The 25,766-nt window shown below is 63.6% G+C and carries 23 protein-coding genes and 1 tRNA gene; 21 read left to right on the forward strand and 3 right to left on the reverse strand.

The window, feature by feature from the left end:
• Positions 1-94 precede the first annotated feature (94 nt).
• From AAFP32_RS04240 to proC, 10 genes are all read left to right on the forward strand, one after another.
• On the forward strand, positions 95-1,591 hold the full coding sequence (locus AAFP32_RS04240; RefSeq protein ID WP_350270777.1) for an MmgE/PrpD family protein: 1,497 nt from the start codon (positions 95-97) through the stop codon (positions 1,589-1,591).
• Positions 1,591-2,496 (forward strand): methylisocitrate lyase, encoded by a 906-nt coding sequence (gene prpB, locus AAFP32_RS04245; protein WP_350270778.1) that lies wholly within the window; start codon positions 1,591-1,593, stop codon positions 2,494-2,496. The genes AAFP32_RS04240 and prpB overlap by 1 nt, the downstream gene beginning before the upstream one ends.
• Positions 2,493-3,614, forward strand: coding sequence for a bifunctional 2-methylcitrate synthase/citrate synthase (locus AAFP32_RS04250; protein ID WP_350270779.1), 1,122 nt, complete (start codon positions 2,493-2,495; stop codon positions 3,612-3,614). The genes prpB and AAFP32_RS04250 overlap by 4 nt, the downstream gene beginning before the upstream one ends.
• Before the next feature lie 26 nt (positions 3,615-3,640).
• On the forward strand, positions 3,641-4,456 hold the full coding sequence (locus AAFP32_RS04255; RefSeq protein ID WP_350270780.1) for an enoyl-CoA hydratase/isomerase family protein: 816 nt from the start codon (positions 3,641-3,643) through the stop codon (positions 4,454-4,456).
• Positions 4,457-4,532: 76 nt separating this feature from the next.
• Complete coding sequence (locus tag AAFP32_RS04260) at positions 4,533-5,498, forward strand: Ppx/GppA phosphatase family protein (RefSeq protein ID WP_101644082.1); 966 nt, start codon at positions 4,533-4,535, stop codon at positions 5,496-5,498.
• A 143-nt stretch (positions 5,499-5,641) separates the two neighbouring features.
• Positions 5,642-7,363, forward strand: a complete 1,722-nt coding sequence (locus tag AAFP32_RS04265; RefSeq protein WP_101619561.1) for a glycerol-3-phosphate dehydrogenase/oxidase — start codon at positions 5,642-5,644, stop codon at positions 7,361-7,363.
• 42 nt (positions 7,364-7,405) lie between these two features.
• A complete protein-coding gene (locus AAFP32_RS04270; protein ID WP_350270781.1) occupies positions 7,406-8,128 on the forward strand; it encodes an MIP/aquaporin family protein in 723 nt (240 codons plus the stop codon).
• A 63-nt stretch (positions 8,129-8,191) separates the two neighbouring features.
• Entirely contained in the window at positions 8,192-9,724 is a 1,533-nt protein-coding gene (gene glpK, locus AAFP32_RS04275) for a glycerol kinase GlpK (protein ID WP_101619475.1), read from the forward strand.
• A gap of 398 nt (positions 9,725-10,122) precedes the next feature.
• A complete protein-coding gene (locus AAFP32_RS04280) occupies positions 10,123-11,133 on the forward strand; it encodes a sugar phosphate isomerase/epimerase (RefSeq protein ID WP_350270782.1) in 1,011 nt (336 codons plus the stop codon).
• A gap of 47 nt (positions 11,134-11,180) precedes the next feature.
• Positions 11,181-12,017 carry a pyrroline-5-carboxylate reductase gene (gene proC / locus AAFP32_RS04285; RefSeq protein ID WP_350270783.1) on the forward strand — a complete coding sequence of 279 codons (837 nt, stop codon included), beginning with the start codon at positions 11,181-11,183 and terminating at the stop codon, positions 12,015-12,017.
• A 26-nt stretch (positions 12,018-12,043) separates the two neighbouring features.
• Here the strand turns inward: proC and AAFP32_RS04290 are convergent, their stop codons facing one another.
• Positions 12,044-12,925 carry a LuxR C-terminal-related transcriptional regulator gene (locus tag AAFP32_RS04290; RefSeq protein ID WP_350270784.1) on the reverse strand — a complete coding sequence of 294 codons (882 nt, stop codon included), beginning with the start codon at positions 12,923-12,925 and terminating at the stop codon, positions 12,044-12,046.
• A 111-nt stretch (positions 12,926-13,036) separates the two neighbouring features.
• On the opposite strand from AAFP32_RS04290, the gene AAFP32_RS04295 reads away from it, so the two are divergent.
• From AAFP32_RS04295 to AAFP32_RS04305, 3 genes are all read left to right on the forward strand, one after another.
• Complete coding sequence (locus AAFP32_RS04295) at positions 13,037-13,378, forward strand: DUF485 domain-containing protein (protein ID WP_350270785.1); 342 nt, start codon at positions 13,037-13,039, stop codon at positions 13,376-13,378.
• Positions 13,375-15,021: a cation acetate symporter gene (locus AAFP32_RS04300; RefSeq protein WP_350270786.1), complete on the forward strand. Its 1,647-nt coding sequence runs from the start codon at positions 13,375-13,377 to the stop codon at positions 15,019-15,021. Before AAFP32_RS04295 ends, AAFP32_RS04300 begins: the two co-directional genes overlap by 4 nt.
• Positions 15,022-15,244: 223 nt before the next feature.
• Positions 15,245-15,315: transfer RNA gene (locus AAFP32_RS04305), tRNA-Gly, on the forward strand.
• A 143-nt stretch (positions 15,316-15,458) separates the two neighbouring features.
• On the opposite strand, the gene AAFP32_RS04310 is transcribed toward AAFP32_RS04305, so the two are convergent.
• Positions 15,459-16,121 carry a potassium channel family protein gene (locus tag AAFP32_RS04310; protein WP_101619480.1) on the reverse strand — a complete coding sequence of 221 codons (663 nt, stop codon included), beginning with the start codon at positions 16,119-16,121 and terminating at the stop codon, positions 15,459-15,461.
• Complete coding sequence (locus tag AAFP32_RS04315) at positions 16,114-17,532, reverse strand: TrkH family potassium uptake protein (protein ID WP_167389402.1); 1,419 nt, start codon at positions 17,530-17,532, stop codon at positions 16,114-16,116. The genes AAFP32_RS04310 and AAFP32_RS04315 overlap by 8 nt, the downstream gene beginning before the upstream one ends.
• Positions 17,533-17,582: 50 nt before the next feature.
• Here AAFP32_RS04315 and AAFP32_RS04320 point away from each other — a divergent pair, with 50 nt between their 5' ends.
• The 8 genes from AAFP32_RS04320 (at position 17,583) to AAFP32_RS04355 (ending at position 25,735) form a co-directional block, all read left to right on the forward strand.
• The gene (locus AAFP32_RS04320; RefSeq protein WP_350271451.1) at positions 17,583-18,788 is read left to right on the forward strand and encodes an acetoin utilization protein AcuC; all 1,206 of its coding nucleotides are present in this window, start codon (positions 17,583-17,585) and stop codon (positions 18,786-18,788) included.
• A gap of 196 nt (positions 18,789-18,984) precedes the next feature.
• Positions 18,985-19,083, forward strand: coding sequence for a 30S ribosomal protein bS22 (locus tag AAFP32_RS04325; protein WP_009882927.1), 99 nt, complete (start codon positions 18,985-18,987; stop codon positions 19,081-19,083).
• A gap of 75 nt (positions 19,084-19,158) precedes the next feature.
• Positions 19,159-19,404 (forward strand): glutaredoxin family protein, encoded by a 246-nt coding sequence (locus AAFP32_RS04330; protein ID WP_101644068.1) that lies wholly within the window; start codon positions 19,159-19,161, stop codon positions 19,402-19,404.
• A 27-nt stretch (positions 19,405-19,431) separates the two neighbouring features.
• Positions 19,432-20,127, forward strand: a complete 696-nt coding sequence (locus AAFP32_RS04335) for a redox-sensing transcriptional repressor Rex (protein WP_350270787.1) — start codon at positions 19,432-19,434, stop codon at positions 20,125-20,127.
• On the forward strand, positions 20,124-22,601 hold the full coding sequence (gene hemA, locus AAFP32_RS04340) for a glutamyl-tRNA reductase (RefSeq protein WP_350270788.1): 2,478 nt from the start codon (positions 20,124-20,126) through the stop codon (positions 22,599-22,601). Before AAFP32_RS04335 ends, hemA begins: the two co-directional genes overlap by 4 nt.
• Positions 22,598-24,190: a uroporphyrinogen-III synthase gene (locus AAFP32_RS04345; protein WP_350270789.1), complete on the forward strand. Its 1,593-nt coding sequence runs from the start codon at positions 22,598-22,600 to the stop codon at positions 24,188-24,190. Before hemA ends, AAFP32_RS04345 begins: the two co-directional genes overlap by 4 nt.
• Before the next feature lies 1 nt (position 24,191).
• A complete protein-coding gene (gene hemB, locus AAFP32_RS04350) occupies positions 24,192-25,196 on the forward strand; it encodes a porphobilinogen synthase (protein WP_350270790.1) in 1,005 nt (334 codons plus the stop codon).
• Complete coding sequence (locus AAFP32_RS04355; protein WP_350270791.1) at positions 25,196-25,735, forward strand: MarR family winged helix-turn-helix transcriptional regulator; 540 nt, start codon at positions 25,196-25,198, stop codon at positions 25,733-25,735. The genes hemB and AAFP32_RS04355 overlap by 1 nt, the downstream gene beginning before the upstream one ends.
• Positions 25,736-25,766: the final 31 nt, after the last annotated feature.

Genomic DNA, 25,766 nt, shown 5'->3' on the forward strand with positions numbered 1-25,766 from the left:
TTCTGGCCAGACCGTGACAGTGACGTGACGTAGCCTACAGTTGTGTCAGCCACTGGAAGACCTGAACGGTCAAGGACGTTTGAAGGGGTTAACCATGATCGATCATGAAGTCCGCACGCACAAGAGTTCAGAGAACCTGGCTCGCGAAGACCAGCTCGCCTGGAAGATCGCCGAGGTCGCCTCAGACCCGACTCCGGTGGACTCGGAGGTCACCGAAATGGTGATCAACCGCGTCATCGACAATGCCGCGGTGGCCGCAGCCTCGGTGCGCCGCTCGGCCCCGCTGCACGCTCGTGAGCAGGCTCAGACTCACCCGTACTCACCGGGTGCAACCGTCTTCGGTCTGCCCCTGGGAGAGCGCTTCTCTCCGGAATGGGCCGCCTGGGCCAACGGAGTCGCCGTTCGTGAACTCGACTTCCATGACACTTTCCTCGCCGCCGAATACTCACACCCCGGCGACAACATCCCGCCGGTCCTCGCCGTTGCCCAGCACAAGGGCATCAGCGGCAAGGACCTCATCAACGGCATCGCCACCGGCTATGAGATCCAGGTCGACCTGGTCAAGGGAATGTGCCTGCACGAGCACAAGATCGACCACGTCGCCCACCTCGGCCCATCCGCGGCCGCCGGCATCGGCGCCATGCTCGGGCTGGATACGGAAATCACCTTCCAGGCGATCCAGCAGGCCCTGCACGTGACCACCGCGACCCGTCAGTCCCGCAAGGGCGAGATCTCGTCGTGGAAGGCGCACGCCCCCGCGTTCGCCGGCAAGATGGCCGTCGAGTCCGTCGACCGTGCCATGCGCGGCGAGGGTGCACCCAACCCGATCTACGAAGGTGAAGACGGCTTCATCGCCTGGATCCTGTCGGGCCCTGAGGCTCGCTACACCATCGGACTGCCCGGTGCAGGCGAGGCCAAGCGCGCGATCCTCGACACCTACACCAAGGAGCACTCGGCGGAGTACCAGGCGCAGGCGCTCATCGACCTCGCCCGCAAGCTCGGTGGCGAGATCGAGGATCTGAGCAAGATCAAGCGCATCGTCATCCACACCTCGCACCACACGCACAATGTCATCGGCACCGGCGCGAACGACCCGCAGAAGATGGATCCCAAGGCCAGCCGCGAAACCCTCGACCATTCGATCATGTACATCTTCGCAGTGGCCATGGAGGACCAGGGCTGGCACCACGAACACTCCTATGCTCCTGAGCGTGCCGGACGCCCGGAGACCGTTGAGCTGTGGCACAAGATCGAGACCACCGAAGACAAGGAATGGACTCGCCGCTACCACTCCACCGATCCCAATGAGAAGGCCTTCGGCGGCCGCGTGGAGATCGAATTCGACGACGGCTCGACCCTTGTCGACGAGATCGCCGTGGCCGACGCCCATCCATTCGGCGCACGCCCCTTCGCTCGCGCGAACTACATCGAGAAGTTCAAGACTCTGTCCGAGGGCATTCTCTCCGGTGCCGAGCAGACTCGCTTCATCGACCTGGCCGAGAACCTCGAGAATCTCGATGCCAAGGGTGTTGCCGAACTCAGCTTCACCGTCGACGGACTCGAGCACACCGGGTCGAAGGGCATCTTCTGATGTTGGGGGCAACCGCAACGCCGGCCGAACGCCGCGCGAAGTTCCGTGAGCTTCTTGCCGGTGACCAGATCGTTCAGTTCCCCGGTGCCATCAACCCGATCAACGCTCAGATCATCGAGCAGACCGGCTTCGAGGGCGTCTACATCTCCGGCGGTGCCTTCTCTGCAGCCATGGGCCTGCCCGATATCGGGCTCACCACGCTCACCGAGGTGGCCGATCATGGGCGCAACATCGCCCGGGTGACGAACCTGCCGACCTTCATCGATGCTGACACCGGCTGGGGCGAGGCCATGAACGTGGCCCGCACCATCCAGGAATTCGAAGATGCCGGAATCTCGGGAATGCACCTGGAGGATCAGGTGAACCCGAAGCGCTGCGGCCACCTCGACGGCAAAGAGGTTGTCACCGCGGCTGAGATGTCCAAGCGCATCGCCGCCGCAGTCAAGGGCCGCCGGGACGAGAACTTCGTCATCAGCGCCCGCACCGACTCCCGCGCAGGCGAAGGTCTTGATGCGGCGATCGACCGCGCGAAGGCCTACGCCGACGCCGGGGCGGACCTGATCTTCCCCGAAGCCATGCGGGACTTGAGCGAATTCGAAAAGTTCGCCAACAGCGTGGATGTGCCGATTCTGGCGAACATGACAGAATTCGGAAAGAGCGAACTGTTCACGACCGAGCAGTTGGCGAACGTCGGAGTCAAAGTCGTGATCTATCCGGTCACAACTCTGCGTCTCGCCATGGGTGCGATCAAATCGGGCCTGCAGACCATTCGCGACCAGGGCACTCAGGTGGACCTGCTCGAGGGAATGCAGACCCGTGCGGACCTGTACGACACGATCGACTACGCTGCGTACAACGATTTTGATGCGGCCGTATTCAACTTTTCACAGGAGGGTCACCAGTGACCGAAGAAATCAAGAAGGGCCTTGCCGGCGTCGTCGTCGATACCACGGCCGTTTCGAAGGTAGTCCAGGAAACTAACTCGCTCACCTATCGCGGGTACCCCGTGCAGGAACTCGCTGCCAAGTGCAGCTCCGAGGAAGTCTCCTACCTGATCTGGAACGGTGAACTGCCGACGAAGACTCAGCTCGAGGAGTTCAAGGCCCGCGAACGCTCACAGCGGACCATCGACGATAAGCTCGTCCAGCTCATCCTCGACCTGCCCAAGGACTGCCACCCGATGCACGTGGTGCAGACGGCCGTGTCCTACCTCGGCGCCGTCGATCCTGAAGCAGACGTCGAAGGTGAAGCGGCCAACCTGGCCAAGGCCGAGCGCCTCTACGCGCAGCTGCCGACGATCGTGGCCATCGACCACCGTCGCCGCCACGGACTCGACCCGGTTGCGCCGACGAAGGACCTCGACTACGCCGCGAACTTCTTCAAGATGGTCTTCGACGAGGTTCCCACCGAGGAGGTCGTGCGCTGCTTCGACATCTCGATGATCCTCTACGCAGAGCACTCGTTCAACGCCTCGACGTTCACCGCCCGCGTCATCACCTCGACGACGTCTGACCTCTACTCGGCAGTCGCCGGTGGTATCGGCGCCCTCAAAGGCCCCCTGCACGGCGGTGCCAATGAGGCCGTCATGGCGATGCTCGAAGAGGTCGGCAGCGCCGACAAGGCATCGGCCTGGATCGACGATGCGCTGGCCAACAAGGCCAAGATCATGGGCTTCGGACACCGTGTCTACAAAAACGGCGACTCGCGCGTGCCGACCATGCGCAAGGCCTTCGAGAACATGGTCGCGGCCAAGGGCGCAACCGATCTGCTCGATCTCTACAACGCCTTCGAATCCGACTTCGTCGGACGCAAGGGCATCTACCCGAACCTCGACTACCCCTCAGGTCCGGCGTACCACCTGATGGGCTTCGACACCGATCAGTTCACCCCGATCTTCGTCATGGCCCGCATCACCGGCTGGACTGCTCACATCATGGAACAGCAGGCGTCCAACGCTCTGATCCGTCCGCTGAGCGCCTACGACGGTCACGACCAGCGCGAAGTTCCCGAAAACCGGGGCTGAAGCGCCACAGCTGAAAGGCTACGCACATGACCGTTGACGGCACATACCGTCCGGTCGATCTCGAGGGTTTCGACTTCACAGTCACAGGTGGAGTCGGAACCCTCGTCATCGATCGGCCCGAAAAACGCAACGCGATCTCCCGTCCCATGTGGCGGGCGCTGCCGGACATCATCGCCGGCATCGATGCCGATGACTCGATCGGGGCGTTGGTGATCACCGGCGCGGCCGGGCACTTCTCCGCCGGATCCGACATCGCGGACCTCAACGTTGCCCTGGCCGACTTCTGGGAGCTCAATTCCACCGCCGAGGCGGCCGTGGCGAATGCCCGCACCACGACCATCGCGGCCATCACAGGAAACTGCGTGGGCGGCGGGACCGAGATAGCGGCCGCCTGCGACATCCGCATCGGCGCCCCGGGCTCGATCTTCGGCGTCACCGCAGCAAAGCTCGGACTCGTCTATCCGCCCGGTCCTACACGCCGCCTGGCCACCGTTCTCGGTGACTCCTGGGCCAGGTATCTGCTGGTCACGGCATCGATCGTGAAGTACGAGACGATGCGCGAGCTCGGCTTCTTCCACGAGGTCTCCGAGACTCCGCTGGCCACGGCACAGACGATGGGGGAGAAGATCGTGGGACTCTCACGGCTGTCCCAGATCGGTTCGAAGGCGGTCCTCGCCGGCGAACTGACAGAGAAGGCGCACGCCCTTGATACGGCCGCCTTCAACCCACCGCGATGGCTCGATGACGCCTACCGCATGGAGATAGCAGCGGGACAGGAAGCCTTCTTCGCCAAACGCCCGCCCGAGTTCGGCTTCGCCGCCACGGATTGGTCAGCGCAGTGAGCACCGGGTTGGGAATTGCTTCTCAGACCGTCAACTGTCGTCCGGGAAACCTGCGTACTGTGGTTAGACTGATCGAATGCGCCTAGCAGTCCTCGATATCGGGTCCAACAGCGTCCACCTTCTCGTGGTCGACGCTCATGTCGGAGCTCCTCCTCTGCCTGCCACCTCCCACAAGGAGGTCCTGCGCCTCGCCGAGTACCTCGGTGATGACGGGATGATCGATGCCGCGGGTCAGGAACGACTGCACAACTTCATCGCCGAGGCGGTGGAGATCGCCGAAGACCAAGGATCGGAGCAGATCCTGGCGTTCGCCACCTCGGCGGTCAGGGATGCACCGAACGGTGCCGAGCTCATCGATGCCATCAATGCTCAGCTCGGTGTGACTCTCAATGTGATGTCGGGCAAGGACGAAGCGCGGGTGACGTTCCTCGCGGTCAGGCGCTGGTTCGGTTGGTCGGCAGGGAAGATCCTGCTGCTCGACATCGGGGGCGGCTCCCTCGAAATCGCGGCTGGGCAGGACGAATACCCGGAGGCGGCCGTGTCCGTGCCACTGGGCGCGGGCCGCACCTATTCCGATTTCCTCCCCGACGCTCTGCCCAGTGCCGAGGATATTCACAGTCTGCAGAAGTACGCCAGATCCCAGATCGGTCGCATCGCGGGCAAGATCAACCGAGTGGGCGCCGCCGACCAGGTGGTGGGTTCATCGAAGACGTTCCGTTCCCTGGCCCGCATCGCTGGTGCCGCTCCGAGCGGGGACGGCATCTACGCCCCACGCAAACTCTTCCGCCGCGACCTCGCCGGGATCATCGAGACCCTGGCCTCCCGAACTCCCGAAGAGCGTGCGACGCTGCCCGGGGTCTCCCAGGCTCGGGCCGGTCAGGTCCTTGCCGGCGCCATCGTCGCCGACGCTGCCTTCGCCATCTTCGACGTCAACGTCATGAGCATCTCCCCATGGGCACTGCGCGAAGGCATCATCATGCGCAAACTCGACCTGCTCGATTCCGCGGAGACCTCCTCGGCGATGCGGGTGGAACTGGTCTGAGCCCTTTGGCTTCTGGCCCTTGTCTTTCCCTTCGGCGCATTGCCTGCTAGATTTTCCCTAACTGCCGCGCATCGAACAGATGTTAAGTTCGGGGCGCAATAATGGTGGGAACTCACACGCTCGAAGAAGGAATTGAACTGTCAATGAGAAATGGCGAGCTGTCCCCATCGTTCCGCGATGAGGCCCTGCACACACTAGAGAACACCACCCCTGACAACCCCCTGGACGTCTTCGTCGTGGGTGGAGGGGTCACGGGAGCCGGCTCGGCGTTCGATGCGGCCACTCGCGGACTGAAGGTCGGGGTCGTCGATGCTCAGGACTGGGCCTCGGGCACCTCGTCGCGGTCCTCGAAGCTCATGCACGGGGGACTGCGCTACCTCGAGATGCTCGACTTCAAACTCGTGGCCGAAGCTCTGAAGGAGCGCGATCTCCTTCTCCAGCACACGGCTCCGCACCTGGTTGAGCCCGTCGCCTTCGTGTTCCCCTTCGAGCATCGCCTCATCGACCGTGCGTTCATCGGCTCCGGCGTTCTGCTCTACGACACCATGGCTACTCGGCCCGGCCGAAAACGAGCCGTGCCGATGCACCGGCACCTGAGCAAGAAGGCCCTGAGCGCTCACTTCCCCGGCCTGGCAGATGACGCTGCCGTCGGTGCCCTCGAATACTACGATGCGAAGGTCGACGACGCCCGCTTCGTCATGACGCTGATCCGTTCGGCAGTTGGCTACGGCGCAGCCGCAGCCAACCACGTGTCCGTCATCGACTACCTTCACGACGGCGACAGGGTCTCCGGCGTCCGTGCCCGAGATGAGATGACCGGCCGCGAGTTCGACATCCACGCCCGCCGCACGATCCTCGCCGGGGGAGTCTGGACCGAGGAGCAGCAGGACCTGGCCCAGGCCGATGCCGGCCTCAAGGTGCTCGCCTCAAAAGGCGTGCATATCACCGTCGACCAAGACAAGATCAAGGCCGATCCGGACACAGGCATCATCTCGAAGACGGAGAAGTCCGTGCTCTTCGTCATCCCGTGGGATGGCTACTGGGTCATCGGCACCACCGACACCCCGTGGGATCAGGACGTCGACTCACCGGTGGCGAACTCCGATGACATCGAGTATCTGCTCAAACATGCGAACGCGATTCTGGCGGAGAAGTTGACCCGCGATGATGTCATCGGCGTCTACTCGGGTCTGCGACCGCTGCTCCAGCCGGTAGCCAAGGAGGGACAGGCTTCGACGAAGGTCTCACGCGAGCACACGGTGATGGAGGTCGAACCCGGCCTGTCTGCGATCGCCGGTGGAAAGTACACGACCTATCGGGTGATGGCCGAAGACGCTGTCGACTTCGCCCTCGGTCACGATGCGAAGGACCGTCGCTCGCTGACCGAATCGATTCCGCTGCTCGGCGCCCAAGGCGTTGGTGCCGTGAGACGCGGTCAGGCAGGCATCGCCGAGAAGTACGGGTGGGACGAGGACCGTGTGAAGCGTCTCATCCGTCGCTACGGCACCCTGGTCGAGGACATCCTCGACCTCGTCGACGAGCATCCCGAACTCGGCCGGCCGTTGCCCGGCGCGCAGCGCTACCTGCGCGTCGAGGCCCACTACGCGGCGACATCGGAAGGTGCCGTCCACCTCGGCGATATTCTCGAACGCCGGATGCGGCTCAACTATGAGGTCAAAGATCGAGGCAAGAGCGCCGCCGAGGCGGTCGCCGCCATCGTCGCACCCATCCTCGGGTGGGACGAGGAGCGGGAAGCGAGCGAAATCGCAGACTTCAACGCCCACGTCGACGCACAGATCGCTGCGGAATCGACCCACGACGATGCCTCGGCTGCGGCACTCCTCGCAGAGTCCCAGAAGTCGTAATACCTGCAAAAAGGACAGACAAACAATAGGAGTTTGTGAGATATGGGTACTATTTTCCTCTATGAGATCGCCGGCACGGCGATGCTCATGCTGCTGGGCGTCGGCGTCGTCGCCAATGTGGTTCTGGGTAAGACGAAGGGCAACGGGGGAGGCTGGCTCCTCATCTCGTTCGGCTGGGGTCTGGCAGTCTTCGCCGGTGTCTTCGTCGCCTTCAAGACCGGAGCGCACCTCAACCCGGCAGTGACCTTCGGCATCTTCGCCAGCGGGGCCGAAGAGTACGCGCCCGGCATCGCCGTGAACTTCGGCAACACCATCGCCTACCTCGCGGCCGAGATGATCGGTGCGATGATCGGTGCGGTTCTCGCCTGGGCCGTGTACAAGAAGCACTACGACGAAGAGAAGGAAGCCGGTAATATTCTCGCCACCTTCTCGACCGGACCCGAGATCCGCAGCTACGGCTGGAACTTCCTCACCGAGGTCATCGCCACGTTCGTCCTCGTGTTCGTCATCCTCCTCTTCGGAGGAACCCCGCACGGGCTCGGACCTTTGGCGGTCGGCCTTCTCGTCCTCGTCATCGGTGCATCGCTGGGCGGGCCCACCGGTTACGCGATCAACCCGGCCCGTGACCTCGGACCCCGCATCGTCCATGCCCTGCTGCCGATCCGCAACAAGGGCGGATCCGACTGGGCCTATTCGTGGGTGCCGATCGCAGGCCCACTCGTCGGCGGCGTCATCGCCGGGCTGGCCTCCCAGGCCTTCGTCTGAGTCCATCAGACCCTCGTCTGAGTCACCAGCAATCCACAGCATCACCTCGACATAGGAGTCAGAATGAGTCAGGAAAAGTTCATCCTCGCCATCGACCAGGGCACTACCTCGTCGCGGGCCATCGTCTTCAACCACGACGGGCAGATCGTGTCCTCGGGCCAGCTCGAGCACGAACAGATCTTCCCCCGCGCCGGCTGGGTCGAACACGACCCGATGGAGATCATCAGGAACACGAATGAGGCGGTCGGTCAGGCCCTGACCCGGGCCGACATCAACCGCCACCAGCTCGAGGGTGTGGGCATCACGAACCAACGTGAGACCACGGTCATCTGGAACAAGAACACCGGAAAGCCCGTCTACAATGCGATCGTCTGGCAGGACACCAGAACTCAGAAGATCTGCGACGAACTCGCCGGAGACGATGGACCCGATAAGTACAAGGAGCGCGTCGGCCTGCCCCTGGCGACCTACTTCGCCGGGCCGAAGGCCAAATGGATCTTCGACAACGTCGACGGCGTCAAGGAGTCGGCTGAGGCCGGTGAACTGCTCTTCGGCACCATGGATACCTGGGTTCTCTGGAACCTCACGGGCGGCGTCAACGGCGGCATCCACGTCACCGACGTCACGAACGCCTCACGGACGATGCTCATGAACATCAAGAGCCTCGACTGGAACGAGGAGATCGCCGGCGAGATGGGCATTCCCCTCTCGATGCTCCCAGAGATCAGGTCCTGCTCCGAGGTCTACGGCTATGGTGCGAAGAACGGCCTCATCATCGACACCCCGATCTGCGGCATCGTCGGTGACCAGCAGGCAGCGACCTTCGGCCAGGCCTGCTTCGAGAAGGGTCAGGCCAAGAACACTTACGGCACCGGCAACTTCATGCTCATCAACACGGGAACCGAACCGGTGGCCAGCAAGAATGGCCTGCTAACGACCGTGGCCTACAAGATCGGCGACGCTGACGCGGTCTACGCCCTCGAAGGCTCGGTCGCGGTCACAGGTTCTCTCGTGCAGTGGCTTCGTGACAATTTCGGAATCATCTCCGAGGCCCCCGAGGTCGAGAAGCTGGCGAAGAATGTCGATGACAACGGCGGCTGCTATATCGTGCCCGCCTTCTCGGGTCTCTTCGCCCCGCACTGGGAGTCGGATGCACGTGGCGTGATGGTGGGACTGACCCGCTACGTCAACAAGAACCACATCGCGCGTGCGGCGCTCGAGTCCGTGGCGTTCCAGTCTCGTGAGGTCCTCGATGCGATGAACCTCGACTCGGGCGTCGAACTCACTGAGCTCAAGGTCGACGGCGGCATGGTTGCCAATGAGACGCTCATGCAGTTCCAGGCCGACCTCCTCGGCGTGCCAGTCATCCGCCCCGAGGTCGTCGAGACCACGGCGCTGGGTGCGGCCTACGCTGCCGGCATCGCCGTGAAGTTCTGGAACGGTGAGGAAGACGTCAAGGCGAACTGGCGCGAGGACAAGCGTTGGCTGCCTTCGATGGACGAGGACAAGGTCGCTCGCGCCTACCGTCTGTGGAACAAGGCTGTCGAAAGGTCGAAGAACTGGGTCGACGAGGACGTCGAGGCCCTCTCCGACTGATTTCCGACCGAGGTTCAACCTCGCCGAGGTCGGCCTCAGTGGGGGCTTGCCTCTGTTGAGGCCGATCGTGAACATGCACTCCGGCGCCGCCGGGGACACTCCGTCGAAGACGTGAGTGATCTCCGTGCGGCGCCGGAGCGCATCCGGGTGGAGATTGATCGCTGCCAGCTGCCCCAGTCCCGAGGCGTCGGGGAGTCGGTCGAGAAGGCCGAGGATCTCGTCGGCCATGATGCCGCGATGGGCAGCCTCCCACACGGCGATGTGGACTTCGGCGATGCGGGAGGCATCATCGGCTCTGTCCCAGTGGACTCGAAAATCAGCCATCGATCCAACTCAGCCACTTCAGGGCTTATGCTTTCTGAGGGAATACGGAAACTTCGAGGACTAAACTGGGTGAGATGAGCAGGGCGAAACGGTCGAAGTCAGCACGCAAGGTGTACACCGCGAAGAATTCCGCGCGGTCCAATTTCCGACGCCACAGGGAGTACTTCGACAGCCACGAGGTCTATGACCACGAGACCCAGCACAGTTCGGAGCACCGGATCCGGGTCGGACTCTCCAGCTCCTCGGTGTCCCCGATGACCGTGGCCGAGACCTTCTCCCAAGCTGCCAAACACGGCTACGACGGTGTCGAGATCATGGTCACCCACAATGCCGAGACCCGCGACGTCGACCTCATCAACGGCCTGGCTGCGGAGACGGGACTCGAGGTCATGTCCCTGCACGCGCCGACTCTGCTCTTCCTGCCCCGCGTGCTGCACAAGGACCACTGGGAGAAGCTGCGCATCACCGCGAACCTCGCGAAGGCGGTCGGTGCCAAAACTGTGGTCCTGCACCCGCCATTTCGGTGGCAGGGAGAATACGCGCTGGGCTTCGTCGACGGTGTGCGCCAGGTGTCGCAGGAGACCGGAGTCACCCTGGCCGTGGAGAACATGTATCCCTGGCGTGCAGGCGTGCGCGAGATCCTCGTCTACTATCCCGACTGGAACCCCCTTGATGAGGACTACGATGCCCTGACCTTCGACTTCTCCCACGCTTCGACGGCTGGAATGAACGCCGTCGAGACCGTGTCGGAGATCTTCGACAAACTCCGCCACGTCCATCTCACCGACGGCTCCGGATCGCTCAAGGACGAACACCTGATCCCCGGTGCCGGCACCATGCCCGTGGCCGAGACTCTGCAGCTTCTGGCCAAACACAACTGGTCCGGCGACGTCGTCGTCGAAGTCAACACCCGCTTCGTGACGAAGAAGCCCACCCGGGAGCAGATGCTCGCCGACTCCCTCGCCTTCGCTCGCACCCATCTCGGGCTTGAGGCCGATGACCGCCACCGCCACCGCCACCGCAACGCCTCGAGCCATGTGCGGACCAGCGAAACGGGTGCGAGCGAGAAACCGTCGAACAAATGAACACGGAACTCACACCAACTGAACCACCACAGAAAGGCAGGTCTGATTTGACCTCCATCGCCTCCATCGGCACCGGAAACATGGGCACGGCACTGATCAAGGGAATCATGAGCGCCGACGAGAAGCTCGACGTTCGCGCGACGACCAATTCGGCCACCTCGGCGAAGCGACTCGCTGCGGAGCTCCCGAGTGCGACCATCACCTCGCTGGAGGACGATGCCGAGGCCAACAGCAAGGCCGCCGCTGGAGCGGACTTCGTCTTCCTCGGCGTCAAGCCGTGGATGATGGCCGACACAGTGGCCGACCTCGCCCCGAGCCTGAGCGCGAACAGCGTGCTCGTCTCGATGGCTGCCGGTGTCGCCATGGCCGACCTGGCCACACTGGCACCGAAGAACAAGATCGTGCGGATCATGCCCAATACCCCCAGCTCCATCGGGCACGGTGTGATCGCTCTTGCACCCTCCGCCGAGGTGGACGAGACCACAGTGGACACACTGCGGACGCTGCTGTCTGGAGCCGGTCTCGTCGTGGCCCTTGATGAAACCGAGATCCCCGCCATGACCGGGATCTCCGGTTCAGGAGTGGCCTACTTCTTCCTCCTCGCCGAAACGATGATCGCCGCTGGCGTGAAGATGGGGCTCAGCGAGGAGACGGCCAAGCAGATGGTCGTGGCCACAGCGGACGGAGCCGGTCGGCTCCTCAGTGAGAAGCCGGACCCGAGCGCACAGCGTCAGGCCGTCAGCAGCAAGGGCGGCACCACGCTCGCCGGACTGCAGACCTTCATCGATGCGGGGCTCTTCGACACCGCCGAGGCGGCTGTGCAGGCTGCAGGCAACCGTTCCCTCGAAATGGAGAAAGAGAACTCCAAGGTCATCAACGGTTGAGAAACCGGCCAGCTCGACAGCTTGGTTCAGGGGAGGCCCCCGGCCGACCTCGCGATGGACACCGCCTCATGCCGGGTGCTGGCCGAGAGCTTGACCATGGCCGTGTTCAGGTAGGACTTCACGGTTGACTCCCGAAGCCCCAGCCCCGCGGCGATCCGGGCATTCGACCATCCCAGTGCCACGTGCGAGAGAATGTCGGTTTCCCTGGGGGAGAGGCTGACAGCAGGCGACGGGTTCGGAAACAGATCCGAATTGTGGCCGGAGAGGATATCGGCCAGGCGATTCTCCACGACGGTCAGCCGCTGGCGCATCTCGTTCTCATCGACGCCTGAACGGATTGAGCGCAGTTCCGCGTAGGTGCGGCGCAGAGCTTCCCTGCTCGAAGACTCGAGGTCGGAGTACCGATGCTCAGGGTCGACCGGTTCCTCGGTCGGTCGGGGCTGACCGAGCCGACCCAGATCCACTGACAGCTGCCTGACACGTTTGACCAGGTCGCTGGTCTGCGGGGCCGCCGCATTGTAGTTCTTGCGGTGACCGCAGTAGATCATCCCTGTGACGTCACCGCCGCGCAGGGTCGGCACAGCGATGAGAACCTGGATCCCCTCTCCGAGGATCTGCTCGTCGTAGTGATGGGTGATGAAGGGATCGAGCCCGTAGTCTTTGGTCAGCTGTGGGGTGCCTTCGGTGAGGGCACGTCCACCGAGGCCGCGTCCGGTGCTGACGATAAGCGAGGACAGGCGATCTTGGCCGCCTCCGGCCACCGCTTGCACAGAGACCTCGCCTTCTTCGACCATGCCGCCGAAGACGACATCACCGGTCCCGCTTCGATGCAGGGAATCAACGGCTTCAGCGAAGAGCCGACGCGTCTCGGCCTTCAGCGCCCGAGCTTCTCTGGCTTGGACATCCATGTGAACAAGCTACCAACTTTGGGTGGTATTCCCCAGCGCAAGCTGGGAGTTAGTTTGAGACGGTGTGATTCAGACCACTGATGTTCGACGCACCTTTCGAATGGAGAAGCAATGACCGATCCCGTCAGCACTCGGGTCGATTTCCTCGTCGAAGAGGAGAATCCCGAATTCAAAGCACTGAAGCGCAAGAGGTTCTCGGTGGTGATACCACTGTCGATCGGATTCATGGCGTGGTACTTCCTCTACGTCATCCTGAGCACCTACGCGCACGATTTCATGTCCACGAAGGTCGTCGGAGAGATCAATCTCGGCCTGGTCCTCGGCCTCCTGCAGTTCGTGACGACCTTCGCAATCACGATGTTCTACGTCTCGTTCGCGAACAAGAAGCTCGATCCGCCGGCATCGGCGATCCGTGAACGCCTCCAGCAGCAGTCGGAAGGAACCACGCCATGAGCGCCATTGCCATAGAAGACCTGTTCGCCTCCGGCCTCGACAAAGTGTCCCAAGGCGTGACTGAGGTGGAGAACAACCCGGTTCTCAACATCACGATCTTCGCCGCCTTCGTCGCGGTGACGATGTTCATCGTCCTGCGGGCCAGTAAGAACAACAAGTCGGCATCCGACTATTACGCGGGTGGGCGGTCCTTCACCGGACCGCAGAACGGTTTTGCGATCTCGGGTGACTATCTGTCCGCGGCTTCGTTCCTCGGTATCTGCGGGGCCATCGCAGTCAATGGCTACGACGGTTTCCTGTACTCGATCGGCTTCCTCGTCGCATGGCTCGTCGCCCTGCTCATCGTTGCCGAGCTGATGCGCAACACGGGCAAGTTCACGATGGCCGATGTGCTCTCGTTCCGCCTCAAGCAGCGCCCCGTGCGGATGGCTGCAGCCCTGTCGACCCTGGCTGTCTGCTTCTTCTATCTCCTGGCACAGATGGCAGGAGCAGGCGGACTCGTGTCGCTGCTCATGGGCATCGACAGCAAGGTCGGGCAGTCGCTGGTCGTCGCCGTGGTCGGTGCGCTCATGATCATCTACGTGCTCGTCGGAGGCATGAAGGGAACCACCTGGGTGCAGATCGTCAAGGCGGTCCTGCTCATAGCGGGCGCGTTCGCAATGACGATCTGGGTGCTCGCACTCAACGGATTCAATCTTTCGACCCTCCTGGCCTCCGCGGTCGAGAATTCAGGCGTGGGTGAGGAGATCCTGGCCCCCGGTCAGAAGTACGGAGAGAATCCTCTCGACTTCATCTCCCTGGCGCTGGCTCTGGTGCTCGGCACGGCTGGTCTGCCACACGTTCTCATGCGCTTCTACACGGTGCCTTCGGCGAAGGAAGCCCGTCGCTCTGTCGTCTGGGCGATCTGGCTCATCGGTCTCTTCTATCTGTTCACCCTCGTCCTCGGTTACGGTGCGTCAGCTCTCGTCGGTGCTGAGGCGATCGAGAACGCACCCGGGGGAGTGAATTCGGCGGCACCGCTGCTGGCACTCCACCTCGGCGGGCCCGTTCTCATGGGCTTCATCTCTGCCGTGGCATTCGCGACGATTCTCGCCGTCGTCGCGGGCCTCGCGATCACGGCGGCCGCTTCGTTCGCCCACGACATCTACGCGAGTGTCATCAAGAAGGGCAAGGTCGACGACCCCGACGCCGAGGTCAAAATCGCGCGTCGCACGGTCATCGTCATCGGTGCCGTGGCGATCATCGGCGGCATCGGAGTCCAAGGCCAGAACATCGCATTCCTGGTGGCGCTCGCCTTCGCCGTCGCGGCCAGTGCGAACCTGCCGACGATCATCTACTCGCTGTTCTGGAAGCGCTTCACGACTCGTGGTGCGGTCTGGTCGATCTACGGCGGTCTCGGCTCGGCGATTCTGCTGATCGCGTTCTCCCCGGTCGTCTCCGGTTCCGAGACCGCGATGATCGCGGGAGCCGACTTCGCGATCTTCCCGCTGTCGAATCCCGGCATCATCTCGATCCCGCTGGGCTTCATCCTCGGCTGGATTGCGTCGATCACCGACAAGACCGTCGAGAGCCCGGAGCTGGCAGCTGAGATGGACGTGCGCGCCCACACCGGTTTCGGCGCCGAGGAGGCTGTCGAACACTGAGAGTGAGGGAATTTCAGCTGAGGGGGTGGCTGCGGCCGCCCCCTCAGTCGTTGCCGCAGTGTTCCCCTGCAGGGGCTGGACCACCCAGCACTTGGACCACCCAGCACTTGGACCACCCTGCAGGGACTCCGCGCCGAGGATATACACTGGAGGAGTCGCTCGGGGTACACTCTCGCCACAGCAAGTTATCTGCGCTGGTGAGACCAGGTTCCGGCGGCGAATTGCGGGCGTAGCTTAATGGTAGAGCCTCGGCTTCCCAAGCCGATGACGCGGGTTCGATTCCCGTCGCCCGCTCTCGTACACGTTTGTGCGGTCACATTGCCCTATGCGCGTTCTTTCCTGCGGCATTGTCGTCGAAAATCAGCTCCCCGCTTGCCCAACCGGCCCGGCCCGCGCAGCCGCGCCCGCGCCCGGCGGGCCTCCGCTGGGCCTTCGGCCTATGGTCGGCCGGCGAAGCGGCCCAGCAGCTCTACGTGGCCGGCGACGATGAGCAGGTCCTGCTTGCCCACACGGGTCGTGGGCTCGGCGTAGGTGAAGTCGCGGCCGGGACTCTTGATGCCCACGATCGTGACCCCGTACCTGTCGCGGACACCCGACTCACTGAGAGTGAAGCCCTGGATCTCACGCGGGGGCCGCATCTTCACCACCGCGAAGTGACCTTCGTCGAATTCGATGTACTCCATCATCCGTGAGCTCACCAGATGCGCCACTCGCCGGCCGGCATCCGATTCGGGGTAGAGCACATGGTGGGCGCCGATGCGGTGGAGGATTTTTCCGTGTGAGGGGGAGATGGCCTTCGCCCACACCTGCCCCACACCCAGATCGACGAGGTTGGCCGTCGTCAGCACGCTGTCCTCGATCGACGTGCCGATGCCGACCACAGCCGTGGAGAAGTCACCGGCACCTACCTGGCGCAGCGCATCGATGTTCGTGGCATCGGCCTCGACGACGTGGGTGAGCTTTCCACTCCAGTCCTTGACAAGTTCGGCACTGTGCTCGATCGCCATGACCTCACGGCCCAGTTTGGCCAGGGTGGCGGCGGTCGACGATCCGAAGCGTCCGAGACCGATGACCAGGATTGAGGTGTGTTCGTTAGCCAACGACCGGCCTTTCTTCGGGGTAACGGTACAGGCGTGCAGTGTCTCGCATGGACAGGGCTGCCGCCAGTGTAATCGTACCGAGCCTACCGATGAGCATGATCACGGACAGGCAGTACAGACCCGCCTCATTGACGGTGGCAGAGACCCCGGAACTCAACCCGACGGTGCCGAATGCGGAGATCACCTCGAACAGGACCCTGTCCAGCGGCTCGGCGCTGATCTGGAGCATCGCCAGAGTGCCGATGAAGACGATGATCGCACCCGTGAGCAGAACCGAGATCGAGAGCTTGATCGTCGACGAGGTCAGGCGCCGGCCGAAGACGTGCACGTCCTGCAGGCCGCGCGCTTCGGCGAAGGCAGCGAGAATCAGCACCGCCACCGTCGTGACTTTGATGCCGCCGGCCGTTGACGAGGAACCTCCCCCGATGAACATCATAAGATCCATGAGCAGATGCGAGGACTGGCTCATATCCGCGATCTCCATCGTTGAGAACCCGCCCGAGCGCGGCATCACCGCCATGAACAGGATCTCAACGAAGGTATGACCCGCGTTCTTGTCACCGAGGGTGGCAGGGTTGGCGGACTCGAAGATGAGGAGGAACAGGAGGCCGATGGCAAGGATTGCGGTCGTCGTCGTCAGCGTCAGCTTTGTGTGCAGATCCCACTTCTTCGGATGGTTCCAGTTGATCGCCACCATGAGGACGACAGGGAATCCGAGGGCGCCGACGAAGACGCCGATCATGATCAGGGAGAGGATCCACGGATCGGAGGCGAAGTAGGCGCCTCCGCCGGGGTGAATCGTGAAGCCTGCGTTGTTGAACGATGAGATCGAGTAGAAGACCGAATACCAGACGGCGTCGCCGATGGTCTCGCCCCGCATCAGGAATCGCGGGAAGAACAGCACCGCCAGAATCGATTCGGCTGTGACGATCGTGATCACAACGGCCTTCAGCAGCGTGCCCACCTGCCCCAAATTGAGCGCCGAGGTGGCCTGCTGGGCGATGAGGCGCTGCCGGACCCCCAGTCGGCGTGAGACCGCCATGCCCAGCACCGAGGCGAGAGTGAGGATGCCCAGGCCGCCCACCTGGATACCGGCGGTGATGACCGAGATCCCGAAATCGGACCAGTAGGTCTCCGTCACCACCGGGGTCAGCCCGGTCACACAGACGGCAGAGACAGCCACGAAGACGGCATTCGCGATGTGTTGCGTCTGCGGGACCGAACCGGGGTCGCGCATGCTCGCAGGCAGCATCAGCAGGATCGCGAAGAATGCCACCACCGCGATGAAGGATCCGATCGCCAGGCGGGCAGGCGAAGCGACGGCGAGTTCGTCGACGAAGTCGCGCGCCCACCGACCTGGTCGCAGGATCAGGTCGAAGCGCGGCGTGGAATTCTTGGACACAAGCTCCATGGTAGATCGTGAGACCCCAGAATCTTCGTAGGTGAGCTGTGCCATATACCATGGTCCCCATGGTCGATAGCGATGTGTACGTCGTCTGGGACGATGCGGTGACCGGGTACAACTTCGGTCCCAGCCACCCCATGCATCCCCTGAGACTCGATCTGACCGCGAAGCTGGCCATGGACTTCGGCCTCTTCGATGCCGACAACGTCCACGTCCGGGGTGTCAATGAGATCGAAGAGAGCACACTCGGCAACCTCCACACCGCGGACTTCATCGCAGCGGTGAAGAAGGTCGGCGACGGAGGCGGACTCAGCGACGAAGAAGCGAAGAAGTACGGCATCGGCACCGAAGACGTTCCCGGCTTCGAAAACATGCATGCCGCCTCGGCGATGCTGTTCCAGGGATCGGTCGACTCGGCGCGGGCCATCATCTCCGGCGACTACTCTCACGCCGTGAACTTCACCGGCGGAATGCACCATGCGATGCCCGATCACGCGAGCGGCTTCTGCGTCTACAACGACATCGCCGGAGCCATCACCGAATTTCTGGGCGCGGGATACGAACGCATCGCCTACATCGACCTTGACGCCCACCACGGCGATGGTGTGGAGAAGTTCTTCTGGGACGATTCCCGAGTGCTGACGATCTCTATGCACGAATCGGGGAAGTTCCTGTTTCCCGGCTCCGGCTACCCCGCCGACATCGGCGGACTGCGCGCGGCCGCCTCGGCGGCGAACATCGCGCTGCCTCCGCGCACGCTCGATGCGGACTGGCTGCGGGCCTTCGATGCCACGATCCCCGCGATCATCGGCGGATTCGAGCCGCAGGTCATCGTCTCCCAGCACGGTTGCGACGGACACCGCAACGACCCTCTGACGCACATGCGGCTCAGCGTTGATGCGATGCGGGTGGCCACAGAATGGGTCCGCGACCTGGCCGCCGAATACTCGGACGGAAAATGGCTGGCGACCGGGGGAGGAGGCTATGCGATCATCGACGTGGTGCCCCGCGCCTGGACCAACGTGCTCGCGATCTCCGCAGGGCTCGACATCGATCCAGGTGCTCGCATTCCGGGCCGCTGGGCAAACTATGCGCAGACGAAGACCGGGCGGGAAGCGCCCATGTCGATGACCGACGGATTCGACGGATCATTCACCCGCTGGTCGAACGGCTACGACCCCGAATCCGAACTCGACCGCGCCGTAATGGGCACCCGGAAGAACCTGTTCCCGTTCTTCGGCCTCGACGCCTACTTCGACTGAAATTCACCACCTGCTTCGACTGAAGCCCGCGTCCTCGGGGATCGTTCGACCGCCAATCCATCGGATCGTGCGATCGACGCTGTGGATCCGGACACAGTTTTGGGAAAGCAGAGGCCCAAGCGATAGAATTGCACGGTTAGTTCAAAGGGTGGGCACCAGATGTTCACCTCCACCGACGATCACAAGGGGTACCCGCGTGGGCTCAGTCATCAAGAAGCGCCGCAAGCGTATGTCCAAGAAGAAGCACCGTAAGCAGCTTCGCAAGACACGTCACCAGCGTCGCAACAAGAAGTAAGACCGAATACGGTCCTACGCCCCCGCTCGAATCTGAATTCGGCGGGGTTTGTTGTCGCCCGATGAGGAGTCTGCAGTGGTCACATTGACCTTCCTGACACGCGCCGACTGCCACCTGTGCGAAACCGCCAGGGATGCCATCGCCGAGGCTGTGGCCGGCAGAGACGTCAGCGTGAGTGAGATCGACATCGACAGCGATGATGATCTTGCCGGACAGTACGGCTGGGACGTCCCAGTCGTGCTGCTCAACGGTCGGCAGCACAGCTTCCATCGGGTCGATTCGGACCGGCTGTCGAGAGCCCTAGAGGCTTTGGGCGCATGAGATCGATTGAAGGAGTGACGCGTTTTCGTGGGCGAGATACTGTCCGCCAACAGCATTGAGGGTGTCGTTCGCAAGGACGTGCCCGAACGCGTCATCTCCCGACTCCCGATCTACCTGCAGACGGTTGAGACGATCGCCGCAACGGGCCAGGCAACGATCTCCTCGGAGGCGTTGGCGGCCCGCAGCGGCGTGTCGTCGTCGATCCTGCGCAAGGACCTGTCTCAACTGGGACGCTCGGGTCGTCGCGGAGTCGGCTACTCCTGTGAGGACCTCGCCTCGACTCTGCGCACATTCCTCGGTCTCGACCGGGCGCGCAGCGTTGCCATCATCGGCGCCGGCCGCCTGGGTTCGGCCCTGGCCGACTACGCAGGATTCAAACGCCGCGGACTCTCACTCACCGCAATCTTCGACACCGATGAGGCCAAGATCGGAACCGTGATCGGCACTCTGCCGGTCTCCGACCTCACCGAACTTGCCACCTGGCCCGAGGACATCGACCTCGTCGTCATGGCAGTACCCGCGTCCGCGGCACCGGCGGCGGCACACATCGCCGCCGAGGCAGGCGTACGCGGCATTCTGAACTTCGCACCCACCGTGCTCGACGCCCCGGATTCTATCCGCGTGCATCAGGTCGATCTGGCCAGTGAGCTGCAAGTACTCGCATACTATTCGGCGCTTGATTCGGCACCGCTCAATCCAGGTTTTGAGGAGCACAGGAATTGACTCTCTTGGTTCTCGGCATATCCCATCATTCGGCCCCGATCGACATGTTGGACGCTCTGGCATTCGGCTCCGGTGAGGTCGGATCACTGCGCGCCGACGCTTTGGCCGGCGACAATGTGGAGGGACTCGCGGTTCTCTCGACGTGCAACCGCCTGGAGCTCATCGCCGATGTCACCGCCTTCCACGGCGGCCTCTCCGACCTCGGCAATGCCCTCGTGTCCTCGATCGACAAGGAATGGCAGGACATCGCCGGGCACTTCTACGCCCACTACGACACTCAGGCCCAGGAACACCTGCTCAAGGTCTCCTGCGGTCTCGACTCGATGGCGATCGGCGAGGCCCAGATCTTGGGACAGCTGCGCTCGACATTCACCGACTCACTCTCGGCCGGGGCACTGACCTCCGGTCTCTCCCACGCACTGCAGCAGAGCCTGCGGGTGGGCAAAAGAGCGCATTCGGAGACCGGTCTCGACGAGGTCGCCCGCTCACTGTTCAGCGCAGCACTTGAAGCCGCCCAGGCACACATCGGTTCCCTGCGCGCCGCGAATGCACTGGTCATCGGTGCTGGAGCCATGTCAGGCCTCGTCGTCTCAGGCCTGCACAAGGAGGGCGTGGCGCGGACCACGGTGCTCAATCGGACCGTGGACACAGCAGAGCGTCTCGTCGCCGAGGTGGGCGGCCGTGCCCGCGAACTGACCTCGCGGATCCTCGCCGAGGAAATCGCCGACGCCGACCTCATCATCTCCTGCACCGGTGCCCGAGGAGTCGTCGTCACCCGCGAAGACATCCAGGCCGGTCTGTCCCAGAATCCCAAGGGCGCAGCGAACAAGGCCTTCGTCGACCTCGCCCTGCCGCACGACATCGACCCCACGGTGCGCGAGTTCGAACATGTTGCGCTCTTCGGTCTCGGCGAGATCCGCACCCTGCTCACCAGTTCCGCGAACCAGCGCGACGCCGCGGTCGTCGAAACCGTCGAGGCAGTGCGCGCAATCATCGCCGAGGAGCTGACCAAGCTCGAATCCGGCGCCAAGGAACGAGCTGTCGCACCCACAGTCACGGCACTGCGCAGCCACGCCGAGGACGTGCTCGATGCGGAGACGAGTCGGCTGGAGAAGAAGATCGGTGCCGATGTCGGTGACAAGGCCTTCGCCGAGATCCGCAAATCCCTGCACCGGGTGGCGGAGAAGCTGATCCACACGCCGACGGTCAAGGTCAAGGAACTGGCCGTCACCGAATCTGACGTCGACTACGCACAGGCGCTCATGCAGCTCTTCGACCTGCCGACGAACAAGGTCGCCCATTCGATTGCGAAGCCAGAGACCAAGGTCGCCACTGCTTCGAGTGCCAACTACGTTGAGGCGGACGGTGTGCGGCCAGTAGCCGACCACACCCTCGACATCGTCGAACCCGAGCACTTCTCCGGTCGCACGATCCGCCTGGGCACCCGCCGCTCGAAGCTCGCACGCTCCCAGTCCACAGCGATCGCCCACCAGCTGGCGGCACTGACCGGCTGGCGCGTGGAGATCGTCGAGGTCGTGACCGAAGGCGACGTCAACATGTCGCCCCTGACCGGTTTCGGCGGCACAGGCGTCTTCGTCTCCGCCGTCCGGCAGGCCCTGCACCAGGGAAAGATCGACATCGCAGTGCACTCGCTCAAGGATCTGCCCACTACCCCCGAGGCGGGCATTCAGATGGCTGCCATCCCGCCCCGGGTCGATCCTGCCGATGTCCTCATCGGCCGTGATGGCCTGAGCTTCGCGGATCTGCCTGCGGGCAGCGTAATCGGCACCGGTTCTCCGCGCCGCGCCGTGCAGCTGCGCGCCGCCCGGCCCGACATCGAGGTCCGCGGAGTGCGCGGAAACGTCGACACCCGTATCGCCCACGTCCGTGACGGACGACTCGACGCCGTCGTGCTGGCCGCGGCCGGAGTCCGTCGCATCGGTCGCTTGGCCGAGGCCACCGACTCCCTCGACTTCGACACGATGCTCCCGGCCCCCGGGCAGGGAGCCCTGGCCATTGAGACGCGGGGAGCAGACAGCCCCTTCGCCCTCGACAACGAGGTCATGGCAGCCGATGCTGAGGTCCGCGACGCACTCAAGCGCCTCCACGATGAGACCACTGACCTGGCCGTGACCTGCGAGAGGGCGATCCTCTCCCGGGCAGAGGCCGGATGTTCAGCCCCCATCGGAGCACTCGCCACGATCCAGGGTTCGGACTTCGTCGTCGACGCGGTCATGGCCGATGACGACGGGAACCTCGCCCGCACTCGCCAGAGCGCCCCACTGCCCATGACTCCGGACGTGGATCTGGACTCGAGCAGTGCGAACCAACTGTCGATCACCGGCAAGGAGCTGGCTCGGCTCGCTGACGAACTCGGCACCGCAGCGGCCGAAGACCTGCTGGGACGCCTCGGCATCGATCCCGCGAAGTCCGCGGATCACCTCACCCCTGTCAAAGTCCAGGAGCAGGTATGACCACCGGCCAGGTTCAGCCCCGTCGTCTTCTGCCCGTCTCACCTCGCGTCGTCTTCGTCGGCAGCGGGCCCGGTGAATCGGGTCTGATGACGATTCGAGGCGCCGATATCCTCGCGTACGCCGAGATCGTCGTCTACGACACCCACGTGCATTCGGAGATCGTCACCGCCTACGTGCCGCAGGCCACGGAGATCATCGAGGCTGCTCAGCTCGGTGCGACCGCCTCCACACGGGGACGTAAGCTCGCTGAGTTGGCACGACCTGATAAGACTGTGGTGCGTCTGAGCTCTGATGACGGCATCCTATTCACGACGACTACAGCAGAAGCCGCCGTGTGTCGCAAGGCCGACGTCGACGTTGAAATCGTCCCTGGAGTCGGACTGTCCGCGGCTACCTCCGCATACACCGGCACCGCGCTGACGACGAACCGCGTGCGCTCGGTCCGGTTCATCGAGGCCGGTCCGCAGACCCACGTCGATGTCTCCAGACACCGCAACACGACCCATGTGCTCACAGGCACTTCAGCCGACCACGAACAGGCGATCCGGGCTCTGCTCGACGACGGATGGGACGTGGATACGAAGGTGCTCCTGGGGTGGGGCATCTCCACAACCGATCAGACGAGTGTGGAGACCACACTGGGACAGGCCCTGACGATGGCTCAGACCGGTGGAGAACGTATGGTGGTCATCATGGGACAAGGCGTGGAATCGCGAGGCGCACTCAGCTGGTTCGAGACCAAGCCGCTCTTCGGCTGGCAGGTACTCGTCCCACGGACGAAGGAACAGGGCACCTCCACCGCCGAGGCGCTGGGGGAGCTGGGTGCTGTCGGCACTGTTGTGCCGACGATCGCTGTCCAGCCCCCGCGCACACCGACTCAGATGGAGAAGGCGATCCGGGGCCTCGTCGACGGGTCCTACGAATGGGTGGGCTTCACCTCGGTGAACGCTGTTCGCGCGGTGCGCATGTGGTTCGAGGACTTCGGTCTCGACTCCCGCTCGCTCTCTGGTGTCAAGGTTGCGGCCGTCGGCGGCCGCACCGCCGCCTCACTCATCGATTGGGGCATCACCCCCGACCTCGTCCCCGACGGCGAACACTCGGCTCGTGGCTTGGCCGCGGCCTGGCCGGACTACGTCGACGATATCGACCCCATGAACACCGTGCTGCTGCCGCGCGCCGACATCGCCACCGAGGTGCTTGTAGCAGGACTCCTCGAGAAGGGCTGGGACCCAGACGACGTCACGGCCTACCGGACGGTGCGCGCCTCACCGCCTCCGGCTCCCATCCGGGAAGCCATCAAAGCCGGTGACTTCGACGCCTTCCTCTTCACCTCCTCCTCTACGGTGCGCAACCTCGTCGGGATCGCCGGAAAACCGGCTTCCACCTCGGTGATCTGCTGCATCGGACCCGCCACGGCGAACACCGCAGCCGAACACGGCCTGCGAGTCGACGTCCTCGCAGAGGAAGCCAATCTCACCTCCCTTATTGACGGATTGGTCGAATTCGCGATGTCGGCACGCGAGGACGACCTGGCGGCGGGAATCACCCCGACGCGCCCCAGCCAGAAGCGCCGCAGAAAGAAGGCCTGACATGACATTGGTCCCCGGCACCGTTCGGCCCCGTCGGCTGCGAACGACACCGGCCCTGCGCCGTCTCGTCTCCGAGACGCGCCTGCACCCGGCCGATCTGATCCTGCCCATGTTCGTCAAGGAGACGCTGAGCGAACCAGCGCCGCTGACCAGCATGCCCGGCGTCGTCCAGCACACGCTGGACTCCCTTCTCGAAGCAGCCAACGAGGCTGTGGACTCCGGAGTCGGCGGACTGATGCTCTTCGGAATTCCTGAGCACAAGGACAATGAGGGCTCCCAAGCCGATGCCCCCGCGGGCATCCTCAACCGAGCATTGACCCTGCTGCGGGACAACCTCGGCGATACGACGGTCATCATGGCAGATCTGTGCCTCGACGAGTTCACCTCACACGGGCACTGCGGAGTCCTCGATTCCGCGGGCGGCGTCGACAATGACGCAACGCTTGAGCGCTATGCCTCTATGGCCGTGGCGCAGGCTCGCGCCGGAGCCCACGTGGTGGGACTCTCCGGGATGATGGACGGTCAGGTCGCGGCCTGCCGGGAGGCTCTGGACCTCGAAGGCTTCACCGACGTGGTCGTGATGGCCTACTCCGCGAAGTACGCCTCTGCGTTCTTCGGTCCCTTCCGCGAGGCGGTGGATTCGGAGCTCCAGGGCGACCGCAAGAGCTACCAGCAGGATCCCGCGAACGGCCGTGAGGCCATGCGTGAACTCGACCTCGACCTGGCCGAGGGCGCCGATATCGTCATGGTCAAGCCCGGCATGCCCTACCTCGACGTCCTCGCCGAGGTGGCCTGCGAATCACCGGTGCCAGTGTGGGCCTACCAGGTGTCGGGGGAATACGCGATGATCGAGTTCGCGGCCGCCACCGGCGCCATCGAACGCGAACGCGCGATTGAGGAGTCCCTTGTCGCGTTCAAGCGTGCCGGTGCCGACGCGATCCTCACCTATTGGGCCACGGAAGTCGCGCAGCGACTCACCTCAGAGACTCCGGGCGGAGCACGCTGATGAGCGAGCCGCGCTGGCTGAGCGGTCCCGATCAGAAGGCCTGGAGGAGCTATCTCACCGGTTCGCAGCTGCTGACCGTGCAGCTGGATAAGGAGATTCGGGACAATCACGGCATCGGCTTGCCCGAATACGAGATCCTGGTGCGGCTGAGCGAACATGAGAACCGGACGATGCGGATGGCGCTTCTCGCGATGGACACGACCATGTCGCGTTCCCGCCTCACTCACAGTGTGACCCGGATGGAGAAGAAGGGTCTCCTCGAACGCTTCTCGATCCCCGAAGACGGACGCGGAGTCAACTGCCAGATGACCGAGGCAGGCTGGGAGCTCCTGGTCACCACGGCCCCCACACATGTGGGAGGCGTCCGCGACCACCTCGTCGACCTGCTCGAACCAGAGGAGATGGCGACCCTGGGGCGGGTGTTCGGAAAGGTCACCGCTCACATGCTTGAGATCGGCAAGGGCCCCGTCGACACACCACCGGCCGATGTCGAAGCCTCGACGTCTGCACCTGAGTGCACTGACTCAGCTAACATCTGAACCGACCACCGATCCGGCGACTTCTTCAGGA

It is taken from the genome of Brevibacterium sp. CBA3109, from assembly GCF_040256645.1.
Taxonomy (GTDB): Bacteria; Actinomycetota; Actinomycetes; order Actinomycetales; family Brevibacteriaceae; genus Brevibacterium; species Brevibacterium koreense.

Coding starts and splice junctions, on each gene's coding strand:
- prpB (WP_350270778.1), top strand. CDS start 1,591: ATGTTGGGGGCAACCGCAACGCCGGCCGAACGCCGCGCGAAGTTCCGT.
- AAFP32_RS04315 (WP_167389402.1), bottom strand. CDS start 17,532: ATGGAGCTTGTGTCCAAGAATTCCACGCCGCGCTTCGACCTGATCCTG.
- glpK (WP_101619475.1), top strand. CDS start 8,192: ATGAGTCAGGAAAAGTTCATCCTCGCCATCGACCAGGGCACTACCTCG.
- AAFP32_RS04300 (WP_350270786.1), top strand. CDS start 13,375: ATGAGCGCCATTGCCATAGAAGACCTGTTCGCCTCCGGCCTCGACAAA.
- AAFP32_RS04345 (WP_350270789.1), top strand. CDS start 22,598: ATGACCACCGGCCAGGTTCAGCCCCGTCGTCTTCTGCCCGTCTCACCT.
- AAFP32_RS04265 (WP_101619561.1), top strand. CDS start 5,642: ATGAGAAATGGCGAGCTGTCCCCATCGTTCCGCGATGAGGCCCTGCAC.
- AAFP32_RS04240 (WP_350270777.1), top strand. CDS start 95: ATGATCGATCATGAAGTCCGCACGCACAAGAGTTCAGAGAACCTGGCT.
- AAFP32_RS04295 (WP_350270785.1), top strand. CDS start 13,037: ATGACCGATCCCGTCAGCACTCGGGTCGATTTCCTCGTCGAAGAGGAG.
- AAFP32_RS04260 (WP_101644082.1), top strand. CDS start 4,533: ATGCGCCTAGCAGTCCTCGATATCGGGTCCAACAGCGTCCACCTTCTC.
- AAFP32_RS04255 (WP_350270780.1), top strand. CDS start 3,641: ATGACCGTTGACGGCACATACCGTCCGGTCGATCTCGAGGGTTTCGAC.
- AAFP32_RS04270 (WP_350270781.1), top strand. CDS start 7,406: ATGGGTACTATTTTCCTCTATGAGATCGCCGGCACGGCGATGCTCATG.
- hemB (WP_350270790.1), top strand. CDS start 24,192: ATGACATTGGTCCCCGGCACCGTTCGGCCCCGTCGGCTGCGAACGACA.
- AAFP32_RS04320 (WP_350271451.1), top strand. CDS start 17,583: ATGGTCCCCATGGTCGATAGCGATGTGTACGTCGTCTGGGACGATGCG.
- AAFP32_RS04355 (WP_350270791.1), top strand. CDS start 25,196: ATGAGCGAGCCGCGCTGGCTGAGCGGTCCCGATCAGAAGGCCTGGAGG.
- AAFP32_RS04290 (WP_350270784.1), bottom strand. CDS start 12,925: ATGGATGTCCAAGCCAGAGAAGCTCGGGCGCTGAAGGCCGAGACGCGT.
- AAFP32_RS04280 (WP_350270782.1), top strand. CDS start 10,123: ATGAGCAGGGCGAAACGGTCGAAGTCAGCACGCAAGGTGTACACCGCG.